The following is an 11,496-nucleotide window of genomic DNA, read 5'->3' on the forward strand; positions in this document are numbered from 1 at the left end:
GATTTTATTTTTTCATCATTTATTTGGCTCTCATATGGAAATTCAATCATAAATGGTTTGCTCCTATTAGTTATTTTCAGCATGTCTGCTAACGTTTGGCATTCCTGACGTTCAAGCAGCTTAAGTGACCGTAGGGAACGGGTCGTCAGACTTAGCTGGTTGAATGTATCGCCTGAATTCACTTCTCTGATATCCCTCTTGGCGATCAAGGGCGAATGCCCGCAGTAGGAATGCTGTGTTAGCAGATGTCAGTACCTTCTTCGAATAACGTTCGACCAATGTTTATATTTGTTTGGTCAAAATTACTTCAAGAGGCTCGTTCTCTTGTAACAAACATCCTACATCACGATATCCAAGCTTCCTGTAAAAGTGCTGTGCTCCTTCATTAGATTGAGTAGACGTCATTACGGTTGTGAATCCTCTTTCGCTCATTAATTCTTCCCAATAAAGTACTACTTCCTTACCAATTCTTTGTCCTCTATATCCTTCATCAATCCATATCATATTCATAAAGGGAGTATTATCCCAAAAGTATCCATACCTCATCCAACCAATTTCTTTGCCCTCATCTCTAAGTATAAATATCTCTTTTTCTTTAATTTTTGATCTGATCAGTGTTTCGACTATGTGCTTATCTCTTTTTAAAATGTACATATAATCTGTATCCTTTGCAAAATCAATCTTCATAGCTGACCCTCCGATTTTTTTCTGAGCTTTTTTCCTTCTTTATGATAATCTGTACTGATTTCTGCTAACGTTTGGCATTCCTGACGTTCAAGCAGCTTAAGTGACCAAAGGGAACGGGTCGTCAGACTTAGCGGGTTGAATGTATCGCCTGAATATACTTCTATGATATTCCTCTTGGCGATCAAGGGCGAATGCCCGTAGTAGGAATGTTGTGTTAGACGGAGTTATTGACCTCTATGAGTTAGCCTTCATGACTTTGAAGTTATAATCACTAGCCATGCATTCAAAAGTCTCGTCTCTGAAATAAAATAAATAATGCTTCAGTTTCTTCTTATCTATGTATTTGTTATTGTATATTCTGTCACTAGGGAACGAATCTTCCCATCCTGAGTCTTCAAGTAAATAAAACTCTCCCCATTTGATTTCGCTATCTGAAAATCTACATAGTCCTTTATAAAATCCCTCATCATTCGTTGCTCCTAAGCGATACATATAACAATTATCAAATTCTAAACTGCCTATATCTTCTTCTTCATAATCACTATATATAAATGCATTTAAGTAGAATCTTAAAATAAGTTTTTCCTCTTCTATGATAATGCTTGGATCCGGAGCGTTCGGTTCTGCCCCCCACTTATTATTTAGTTGTTTGAAGTTCATGGGTTATCCTCATTTCAAGAATTTCGTCTAACGTTTGGCATTCCTGACGTTCAAACAGCTTAAGTGACCATAGGGAACGGGTCGTCAGACTTAGCTGGTTGAATGTATCGCCTGAATTCTCTTCTCTGATATCCCTCTTGGCGATCGAGGAGCATTAGCGACGACGTAGGAATGTTCTGTTATCCGATGCATCCGACTTCCTCGAAACCCCATACAAAATATATCTTTTTCTCTCTTTTGTTTTATTACTTTTTTCTTTGATCCCTTTACTTTACTTATAAGAAGTTAGATATTATAGCAAAAACAACCATAATAATCATCATTGTAATGAAAAAGTAACCAAAAAGCCTTATTGGTTTTGGGAGTGATTTAAAATCAACCTTTTTAGGAGGTCCTCCCCCTTCTATTCTTTGTGCTTCTTCAATCATAGAATGTACTTGTGTTGTTTCTGCATCACTGTAATTGGTGTCAGATTGAGTTTCATGGTTTTCATTGTCATTTCCCATCTTATTCACCTCTATTTTTTTCTTATAATTTTTAATTTCCGGATGTTTCGGATAACGTTTGGCATTCCTGACGTTCAAGCAGCTTAAGTGACCGTAGGGAACGGGTCGTCAGACTTAGCTGGTTGAATGTGTCGCCTGAATAATCTTCTTGAAAATCCTTCTAAGCGATCAAGGGCGAATGCCCGCAGTAGGAATGTGGTGTTACCTGATGTATCTGACTTCCCTGAATCTACTTTCAAATTCCTTGTATCATTTAATTTTATTTGATGTCTTTCATATCTATCATGTCTTTGATGGTTCTGATGTTCTTAATGTTCTTAATGTTCTTAATGTTCTTAACGTATTTAATCTCACTTAGTTTTGTTTCGATTTTCTTTATGTATTTCTATCTCTTCTTCGAAATGCCTCTAATGCTGAATTTAAACCTGGTTTTTTTTAGATCTTTCGCTTCTATTCTTATGACTTTACCTTTTGTTCATTATTTCTTCATGAATTTCTCTATCATCCATTCTTTAATGCCCTTCCTACGTCCCTATCCCAGATATTTCAGGTAACGTTTGGGTATCTGCGAAGCCTCACCACCTTAAAGGAGCAAAGCGACTGGCCGCGATGCGGTTAGGTGGTGCAGGGTTGTCTGCTGAGTATACTACTCTGAAATCCCTCTTGCAGACCAAGGTTCGTAAGAACCGCAGCGTAGATACGATGTTATCTGATGGATGTGTCTTCTTCGAATATGCTAGAATATCTTTGGATCTTTAAGTTCTGACCACTGTATTTCTGGGTTCTCTTCATTATCTGTTGTAATTGTTCCTATAATTATTTCGTTTTTATTAGGATTCTCCAAATAGTGTTTCACCATGAAGCTTACGATCTTAGATAATCTCAGCTCTAGAATCTTATCTTTATCAATCCAATGCAGTTCTCCTTCATCTGAATTTATATAGTTAAGTCTCTTAGTTTTTCCGAAATATACAAATTGCTGTCTTATTTCTTCATCTTTTATTCGTAATAATATGTATCTTAATTTTAGTTCTTCAATTTCTTCCTCTTGTATCCCGGATTCTTCAAAGATTTCTCGAATACAAGCTCTCTTCGGAAAATTCAACTCATCCGCTTCTAAATGTCCACCAAGTCCCGTCCAAAACACAGTATCTGTGATTCTACTTGAATCTTTCTTCATCATAATTACTTTGTTTTCATTAAACAGAAAGGCAGTGGACATTTGCCTTACTTCCATTCTTCATCACTCCTTATCTTTAATAATCTTTTACACATCTTTCAGATAACTACTAATCTACGAATTCGTCTATCTCTCTCATACAACCAGATAGGAGAATTCGTTAAATCCCCGTCTGTAGAGTGATAGACGAACATGGCTTTCCTCATTCATGGGTCAGACATTGTATGCCAGTACCTCTGAAAGACCCTTGCATGGTTAAACGCCCTCGTTCATTACACTCTTATTACTGAAGTATACTTTCCCTTCTTCTCATTACGCACTTGCTACTGAATTAACCTTTCCCTTCGCCTCATTCCTCTATAATTTCTATGTACACTTTCAATGCCTCATTCCGCTGTAACTCCTATATATACTTCCCCTCCACTCATTCCGCTCTTATTTCTATCTATACTTTCGCTATCATCCCTCTAATCTCCTCCGCAGCGATACTACTGCTTGTTGCATCACAAATAAATGGAGGCACCTGAAATGATTAAACATTTCACGTGCCTCCATCATTCTTTGGCTATATATTCTCTTGTTTTAAAGCATCAATAATGTTTTCCTTTTTCACCTTGGAACTCGCATATAACATGGCTAAGCTAACAATGATAAATACAGCAACGATAACATACATTATGCTTTTCCATGGGAGTATGAAGCCAAATTCGAAGCTATTCATCAGTGATTTGTACATCAAATACATTATACCGATACTGATCGGAAGACCATAGAGTAGTGATTTCATTCCATAAAATATACTTTCATAATTGATCATTTTATTGAAACCTTTAGGCGTCATCCCAACTGATTTCAGCATCGCAAACTCTCTTTTCCGAAGAGATATGCTTGTAGAAATGGTATTCAAAATATTGGCGATCGATATTAATGTAATTAACGAGATAAACCCATAGATGAATACAGACATTAACAAGATCATCTGTTCATTTTGCTGTTTATTCTGATATACATTATTAACATAGACATTACTCTCTTTCATCTCTTCAATGGTCTGTTGTGTCTTCAATGGGTCTGTGCTGTTCAGGTTAAGTCTGCTTATAATATTTTTACTCAGGGGTTCAATCCCTAATTGATCTAATACTTGTTCGGAGACGATAATGTTTAATCTGCCTATTTCCACTGTATGAACGCCCAAAGGCAGTTGATCTGTCAAAGCGACGATGGTTACTGGTTTTAATTTCAACTCTTTTTCCAAGTCCCCACCAGTGTAGCTTAAATCAAGTTGGTTACCGGTTTTCGTTTGAATCGCTTTGGTCTCAACAAATTTTTTGGCTATCTCATCTTGATAAGAGACGGTATCGATCACAATGGCCGTCAACTGATCAGGATTGATTAGTTGCTCATAAGGAACACCGACTGATTGTGTATAAGCCTTCAAATTCTGTTCATTGAGTACATTAATCTGAATGGCATAAGGAAGCTTCCCATTATCATCTAACATACTGCTATCCTTCTTCACTCTTTCTTTCAATTCTTCAGCAATCATTTTCTCCTCAATCCGAGAACTCACATTTAGTGTTCTAACCACATTATATTCTGTAACACTTGGCAGGGTAGATATCGATTTGGTCAACCGATCTACTTTTTGAGAGTCCTCATTCCCCATATAGACTTGGATATCATAATTCAAGCCGTCCTGTGATAGTTCGATCGACTTTCTCAGGTTAGTAGTGAAATACGATACCGATAAAAACAACACAATGCTAATGATAAGCGAGAACACCGTTGCTTGGTACTTGCGTTTATTTCTTTTTAGATTCTTCAACCCAATTTCCGCTTCGATTCCAAACAATTTACGAACGAATTTGGATGTTTTCACCGTTTTACCAGAGAGCTTAACCTCAGTGGTTTGTCGAATCGCATCAATCGCTGAGATCCTAGAAGCTTTTTTGGCTGGAAGATAGGTAGATATAGCAATCGTCACTATTGAAACAGCACAAGCGATTAGTATGGAGACAGGTGTGACGACCACCGTTAATTTTTCTGTTATCCCTAACATGTCTTGAATCATCGAATTGATAAACATAAAGGTTATCCCTATGCCGACAATGCCGCAAATGATCCCAATAGGGATACTGATTAACCCGATAATCATTCCCTCAAAAAATATCGAATTTCTCTTTTGCCTTTTCGTAGCGCCTACACTTGACAACATGCCTAGATGGCGTGCGCGTTCCGAGACAGAAATCGCAAAAGCATTATAGATTAAAGATACGGAGCCAATGATAATCACGGCCATAATAATCGCTGACAAGGAAAGCAGCGTATCACGTATGCCATTACTATTTGCCACACCATAATAGCGTAGCAGACTATTATTATAAGAAATGGACTCAGACTCAATATTATTTTCTTTTGCGAATTCCTCAGCGTGTGTATATAGAGAGTTATCCACCTTGTTCAATACAACCGTCGCTGTGACTTTTTCGTCTGCTGCGATCAAGCTTTCATCCACGTAACTTAGGGTTGTATAGCCCGGAGCCCATGTTGGTTCCCATGTCGGACGTTTTATCACTCCCACAATCGTGTAGCTTATGGGTTGCTTATGAACTAACATTTCAGACAGGGTATCATTTTCAATCTGTAATCGTGCGTTTTGAGTTAGTAGAGGACCATTAACATCATCACTAATCACACGCTCCCCAACATCCAGAGTGAATGAATCCCCAATTTTGTAGGTCACTTTAGCGTTCTGAGCAATCTCCTCGGATATAACCACCTCATGGTTAGCCTTCGGCAGTCTCCCCTCAAGAAGCTCAATCGGAAATTGTTCGAAACCTGCTGTATTGTATTCCTTAATAAACCAATAGGGCTTGTTCTCATTCTGTCCACCTGCTAAAGGGGCATAACCACGATCTTTGGAAATGACCAGGGTCTTCGTTGCCTCATCTGCTTGAATCGCTGCGAGCTGAGCTTTAGTAACACCTTTATATTGGACATGCCATTCCCCACCAGTGGAGATGCTCTGCTTCTTCATTAAATCCATAAACGATACACCAAGTGTAGAAACAGCTGTCACCATCGCTACCGAAATAATAACTCCAATAATGGTCACTAGTGTGCGGCGTTTATTCTCCTTCAAATGTCGTACTGTTAATTTGTTAACAATATTCACGGACGAATCACCTCGTCTTTGGCAATCCTTCCATCTTCAATGGTGATGATTCTATCGGCTTGTAGCGCAATTCGCTCATCATGGGTAATGATAATTAGCGTTTGATTAAAGGTCTTATTAAACATTTTTAATAAATCAATAATTTCATTACCATTCTTACTATCCAGATTACCTGTTGGTTCGTCTGCGAGCATAATTGCTGGATTACTAATCAGCGCTCTTCCAATCGACACCCGCTGTTGTTGTCCACCAGAGAGTTGATTCGGTAAGTGCTTTAAGCGATTGTCTAGGTTTAAAGTTTTCACGATATCCGTAAATTGCTTCTTATCCACCTTATGTCCATCAAGTAGTAGAGGTAGCTGAATATTCTCTTCCACCGTTAAGACCGGAATTAGATTATAGAACTGATAGATCAAGCCAATTTGTCTACGTCGAAAGATCGCTAGTTGGGTTTCATTCAGATTATAAATGTCTGTGTTATCAACGAGCACTTTGCCACTAGTAGGTCGATCCACACCACCAAGCATATGTAGAATCGTTGATTTCCCTGAACCAGATGGACCGATAATCGCAATGAATTCTCCTTTGTTTACTGTAAAAGATACATCATCAAGTGCCTTTACCGCGGTTTCACCTTTCCCATACGTTTTAGACAGATGTTCAATTTTTAATATTTCCATTCTAAGACCTCCATTTGTGCTAATGAGATCAGTATATCTGTCTATCGTGACTTTACAGTGACTGTTACATGACTATTTAGTCACTTAACTTCAGGAATGACTTATTTGTAAAACTTAATATGAAACTGTGTGCCCATCCCTTTCCCACTCTTCACATGGATGTCTCCATTCTGATTTGTAATAATACTGTGAGCTAGGGCTAGTCCAATGCCGATACTATCTTCGCTTGCATTCTTCCCTTTATAGAATCGTTTAAAAACATAAGGTAACTCTTCTTTCGGAATTCCTTTTCCGTTATCAGCAATGATTACTTCGGTAAATAGTGCATTTTCTGCAAAAGATATAGAGATCTCCCCACCCTCAGGGATGTGCTCCACGCAATTTTTGAGAATATTGATGACTGCTTCCGCTGTCCAATTGAGGTCACCAAGAAAAGATACCGTGTCTTCTCCCTTGATCGAGACCGTTTGTTCCTTAACGTCCATAGGAATCAGAACAGGCTCTAGTGATTTTTGAATCAACGTACTGACCGAAATCGAATCTTTTTTAAATTGAGCTGTTCCTGCGTCGATCTTGGAGAACTTTAATAAGGAGGAAACAAGCCATCCAATTCTTTCGAGTTGAATCCGTATATTGCGTGTGAATTCCGTTCTTTTCTCAGGAGGAAGTTCGGGTTCACTTAATAAATCTGCCATGACGGTCATGGAGGTTAGGGGTGTCTTAAGCTGGTGTGATATATCGGAGATCGCATTCGTAAGCTGGACTTTATCATGTTGTAAAAGAGAACTATGCTCAGATAACATAAGTGTCACTTTATAGATATCGTTCTTTAGAATACTAAGCTCGCCTTCCTGATTATCACGAACATCTAACGTGTAATTCCCATTGCTTATTTGACGTAAATAGCCAGAGAGATTCTCAATCTCTCTATATCTCCATCTCGTAAAAATTAAGCTGCATGTGATAAGTAACGCTGAAGTGATACAAATAAGCACTACGACAGGGATTGAGATGATTGTAGAAATCATGATCGCGACGAGACTGATCGAACACATCGTAACGAATAACCACAGAATTTCTCTATTTCGAAGGATATGAATCACCTACCTTATAACCTAGACCCCGCACTGTTTTGATAATCGTTGGATCTTGAGGGTTGTCCTCTAACTTTTCTCTTAATCTTTTAATGTAGACTGTTAAGGTATTATCATTCACAAAGTCACCTGCCACGTCCCAAATCCGTTCTAATAGCTGATTTCTTGAAAGAACCTGCCCAATATGATTCGCAAAAATAAGCAATAACCGATACTCTAAAGCAGTCACTGAAATCTCATCGCCATTCTTATACACTTTTCCTTCTAGCGTGTTGATCCGTATATTATCAATTTCAATGATTGAATTGGTCTGGGTCTGTTTATGATATCTTCTTAAGACGGATTTAATGCGCGAGAGAAGCTCACGGATCCGAAAAGGTTTGGTAATATAATCGTCTCCACCCATATCAAGTCCCATCACGACATTCACCTCATCATCTATTGCTGTTAGAAAAATAACAGGAATATCACTCCGCTCCTTCACCATCTTACATAATTCGTAGCCATTACCATCGGGTAGCGATATATCAAATAAACATAAGGTAAACTGATCTAATTGTTCAGCTATCACCTGTTTAGCAGTTACGGTATCATAACAAAGAACCGTAGAAAAGTGATCCTGTTGCAACGAATATTCAAGACCTGATGCAATCGTTCGATCGTCTTCCACAAGCAGTATTTTCATGTAAGAATCATCCTAACGTAGTTTTACTATATATATTCATTCCCCAATGATGGGACATCTATTGTAGACGATATGAAACCTAATAACCACCGCAAAGGATTATAAGGGAATAGTATTCTATTCTATAAAGGCTTCAATGAGAATATATAGATTGCAACAAGAACAATGAGTATTAACATACTTGCTGTTACTTTATGTCGTTTCGTTTCTCTAATATATTTCCATTCCAACATAGCTCTAATGCACAGTGTTACAATACCAACGACAAGGTAAATACGATTCATCGTCATCTCGCTGTAATATTGAATAAAACTTAAAATGGTAATACCGATGATGACAATGATGAAAATTCTTATTCCCCACTTATACCTTTGGAAACCAACCATTCCTAGCTTATCCGCAACCGATATTTTTCTATCACTCTTTTCAACAAAGAAAGTCATCAGTATAAGTTGAATTACAGACAATACCCAAAATATAAATATAATTTTCAATTACTTCCCTCCTCATTCAAGAAGTTCCCTTCCTAACAATATAACGTACTTTTAACATAAATGTTCCCTGAAACGTCCAATCTTGAAGTTGGAAAGTTGCTTAGAGAATATATAGGTAGCTGATTTCTCAAAAAAATACGGATGCACAAAAAATCAAATAACAGATCAAGGTGGTTTATCCTTGACCTGTTATTTGGCATCTTTGTTCCATTGTTGCTTGCTGCAACAAATTATAGGTGTGCGAAAGACACCCGGATTCAATGATAACTTTTTGCAAGTTTCTTTGTGTTTTATTGAATGAAAAAAATTGAAAAATATGATTAAATTAGCGCAGCGGACGGAATGATTTCGTAAAAATTGGTAGCGGTCGCCTTGGTGTCAGAAGAAATAAAGTTTACACTGGATTTCTATATTCCACGTGGATTTTCAAGTTGCCGTACCATCAGACTCCATAGAATTAGTTTTAGACTGACCCTTGAAATTGAAACAGCGACTGACATGGACAAGAAAATAAAGTCCTAGACTGTCGCTGTTTTCATTGAACTAAAGTGTCCCGTTAGTTGAATAACCACCACTTTTATTTGTGATAAGGTTCAGCTTAAAGGGTCTATCGGCAAAAAAATCTTCGCCATGCTTAACCACCGACCTTTCTGTCGATATTTGCTCAGGCTATACTCCTTTACTTATTCAAGACTTTCATACTCAATATCGACTTGTTGCCCTGTTTGAGCGTCCACATAGACCTTTGTAACCCGTTCATAACCTTTAACAGGGATGGAGTAAACCAGTTTTCCATTACGTATCAGGAGTTTAGGTCGCTCTGTAATTTCCAATTCAGTATTTATTTGTTTTAGCGCAGTCTCAGGCTGAACGCCTGCCTTCGCCTTGACTATTCGATCTCTTTTCAAATAATAACCTGTTGTATCGAAATACTGCAGAATTCCTTTTGCTGTATCGATCGTAACATCCACGTTTGCGTCAGTATTATGAACTCCTCTAACCTGAGGAACAAATGTTACCTTTAGTACGGGACCCTTTGCTAATGTATGATCAATAACCAGAGGAGCCTCCCCCCAACGTTTTACGAGGGACTGAGCTAATTTAATAGCCTCTTCTGTAGTCATTTTTCCATTATCAAGCTTCTTAGATCCATCTTCAGATGGATAAATACGTAATATATGTCCTCCAGCGACACTAATTTGAACTTCATAGAACATTTTCTTGCCATTCCCGGACCAATACTGGAGGCTATCCCCAAACTCAGGTGCTGTACCCCCACCGCTCGACGTAATTTGATTATCACGATTGTCTTTCCAGAGTATATTCATGAAAGATTTCACTTTCGACTGCAATTCTTCCTTATGCACTCGTTTTTCCTTCTTAAATACATGATCCCGAGGTTGATATGGATTTAAATGGTAAAGGTATTCATTGAACAACGGTTCCTTATAACCGATTAAGGTGTTGAAATCGAGCTCATTCGTTAATGATGTTATTATTCGACTCAGTGCTTCCGAAGGAACTTCATTCTTCACATGAGGACCATACATCACGTTGTCGTTTATTTGATGCATCACAGGAACCGTTTTGAGCGTGAAGTTTCGCATCGTTAATAAGTTTTGTCGCTGAATCTTCGTTAGCGTTTCTTTATTATCATCCAATAAGTAACCTAAATAACTTGCTGTTTGTCTCCAAAATGGCTCAGCGCGATTAGATTGAAAGTCGGACAGAATCGTTGGAGATGGATTGAACCAATTAAAATTGTCCATATAGGAAGCCGATTCATAGGCAGCTTTCAAATATTTCCTGCGATATGATGCGGAATTCGAAGCTAGAATATTAGCCAGATCAAAGTCTATTCTTTCAGTATTCATCATTTGCATCTGAACCCACCTGCGTGTGTTATCAAGCTTTTCACTTTGCAGTTGATCCAATTCTTGTTTCAATTCTTTATGCTTCATATATCCATAAACCATAATACCTATCAACAGAAATGCAAATAAAATCGTAGTAATTTTGATTCTGCTAGTCTTATTCAAGTTCTAAGTCTCCGTTTCTAATAAGTAGTAATTCTTATTAAACACTACAGGAAAATAGAAGTCATGCACCAAAATCTGCTAACCCGTGAGTGTACAACTCTCAGCAAGGCACTCATTTTGGGCATGACATCCTTAAAAGAAGACGCAAAATACGATTTGCTGTTGCACTAGCCTGCCCGTCCCTCGGTTTTAAGGGTTTATCTCATATATACTCACTCATTCGCAGGATTTCGTCGCCTTGGAATACAGTTGCTGTTCGGAGAGTAAGCTCATTAGACACCGTTGTACTAATCTTG

12 protein-coding genes are annotated in these 11,496 nt (G+C 38.0%); 1 reads left to right on the forward strand and 11 read right to left on the reverse strand.

Features of this window, described 5'->3' with window-relative positions; genetic code table 11:
• The 4 genes from AC1D69_RS24720 to AC1D69_RS24735 all read right to left on the reverse strand — a co-directional run.
• The coding region (locus tag AC1D69_RS24720) for a hypothetical protein (RefSeq protein WP_495458769.1) at window positions 1-182 on the reverse strand (182 nt) is incomplete at its 3' end.
• A 100-nt stretch (window positions 183-282) separates the two neighbouring features.
• A complete protein-coding gene (locus AC1D69_RS24725) occupies window positions 283-687 on the reverse strand; it encodes a GNAT family N-acetyltransferase (RefSeq protein WP_430171421.1) in 405 nt (134 codons plus the stop codon).
• Between the two features lie 234 nt (window positions 688-921).
• Window positions 922-1,347 carry a hypothetical protein gene (locus AC1D69_RS24730; RefSeq protein WP_495458770.1) on the reverse strand — a complete coding sequence of 142 codons (426 nt, stop codon included), beginning with the start codon at window positions 1,345-1,347 and terminating at the stop codon, window positions 922-924.
• A gap of 275 nt (window positions 1,348-1,622) precedes the next feature.
• Window positions 1,623-1,853 carry a hypothetical protein gene (locus tag AC1D69_RS24735; protein ID WP_495458771.1) on the reverse strand — a complete coding sequence of 77 codons (231 nt, stop codon included), beginning with the start codon at window positions 1,851-1,853 and terminating at the stop codon, window positions 1,623-1,625.
• A gap of 609 nt (window positions 1,854-2,462) precedes the next feature.
• Here AC1D69_RS24735 and AC1D69_RS24740 point away from each other — a divergent pair.
• On the forward strand, window positions 2,463-2,612 hold the full coding sequence (locus tag AC1D69_RS24740; protein ID WP_495458772.1) for a hypothetical protein: 150 nt from the start codon (window positions 2,463-2,465) through the stop codon (window positions 2,610-2,612).
• On the opposite strand, the gene AC1D69_RS24745 is transcribed toward AC1D69_RS24740, so the two are convergent.
• From AC1D69_RS24745 to AC1D69_RS24775, 7 genes are all read right to left on the reverse strand, one after another.
• Window positions 2,590-3,090 carry an NUDIX domain-containing protein gene (locus tag AC1D69_RS24745; RefSeq protein ID WP_495458773.1) on the reverse strand — a complete coding sequence of 167 codons (501 nt, stop codon included), beginning with the start codon at window positions 3,088-3,090 and terminating at the stop codon, window positions 2,590-2,592. The genes AC1D69_RS24740 and AC1D69_RS24745 overlap by 23 nt on opposite strands.
• A gap of 508 nt (window positions 3,091-3,598) precedes the next feature.
• Complete coding sequence (locus tag AC1D69_RS24750) at window positions 3,599-6,208, reverse strand: ABC transporter permease (RefSeq protein ID WP_495458774.1); 2,610 nt, start codon at window positions 6,206-6,208, stop codon at window positions 3,599-3,601.
• Complete coding sequence (locus AC1D69_RS24755) at window positions 6,205-6,888, reverse strand: ABC transporter ATP-binding protein (protein ID WP_495458775.1); 684 nt, start codon at window positions 6,886-6,888, stop codon at window positions 6,205-6,207. The genes AC1D69_RS24750 and AC1D69_RS24755 overlap by 4 nt, the downstream gene beginning before the upstream one ends.
• Window positions 6,889-6,989: 101 nt before the next feature.
• Window positions 6,990-7,982: a sensor histidine kinase gene (locus tag AC1D69_RS24760; protein ID WP_495458779.1), complete on the reverse strand. Its 993-nt coding sequence runs from the start codon at window positions 7,980-7,982 to the stop codon at window positions 6,990-6,992.
• Window positions 7,969-8,667: a response regulator transcription factor gene (locus tag AC1D69_RS24765; protein WP_495458776.1), complete on the reverse strand. Its 699-nt coding sequence runs from the start codon at window positions 8,665-8,667 to the stop codon at window positions 7,969-7,971. The genes AC1D69_RS24760 and AC1D69_RS24765 overlap by 14 nt, the downstream gene beginning before the upstream one ends.
• Before the next feature lie 122 nt (window positions 8,668-8,789).
• A complete protein-coding gene (locus tag AC1D69_RS24770; protein ID WP_495458777.1) occupies window positions 8,790-9,161 on the reverse strand; it encodes a DUF4181 domain-containing protein in 372 nt (123 codons plus the stop codon).
• Window positions 9,162-9,844: 683 nt separating this feature from the next.
• Complete coding sequence (locus AC1D69_RS24775; RefSeq protein ID WP_495458778.1) at window positions 9,845-11,200, reverse strand: PepSY1/2 domain-containing protein; 1,356 nt, start codon at window positions 11,198-11,200, stop codon at window positions 9,845-9,847.
• Window positions 11,201-11,496 lie beyond the last annotated feature (296 nt).

The organism is Paenibacillus sp. Y301 (assembly GCF_059445505.1).

Bases quoted from the DNA above. Each gene is read 5' to 3' on its own strand.
- AC1D69_RS24725 (WP_430171421.1), bottom strand. From the start codon at position 687: ATGAAGATTGATTTTGCAAAGGATACAGATTATATGTACATTTTAAAA.
- AC1D69_RS24730 (WP_495458770.1), bottom strand. From the start codon at position 1,347: ATGAACTTCAAACAACTAAATAATAAGTGGGGGGCAGAACCGAACGCT.
- AC1D69_RS24735 (WP_495458771.1), bottom strand. From the start codon at position 1,853: ATGGGAAATGACAATGAAAACCATGAAACTCAATCTGACACCAATTAC.
- AC1D69_RS24740 (WP_495458772.1), top strand. From the start codon at position 2,463: ATGCGGTTAGGTGGTGCAGGGTTGTCTGCTGAGTATACTACTCTGAAA.
- AC1D69_RS24745 (WP_495458773.1), bottom strand. From the start codon at position 3,090: ATGGAAGTAAGGCAAATGTCCACTGCCTTTCTGTTTAATGAAAACAAA.
- AC1D69_RS24755 (WP_495458775.1), bottom strand. From the start codon at position 6,888: ATGGAAATATTAAAAATTGAACATCTGTCTAAAACGTATGGGAAAGGT.
- AC1D69_RS24765 (WP_495458776.1), bottom strand. From the start codon at position 8,667: ATGAAAATACTGCTTGTGGAAGACGATCGAACGATTGCATCAGGTCTT.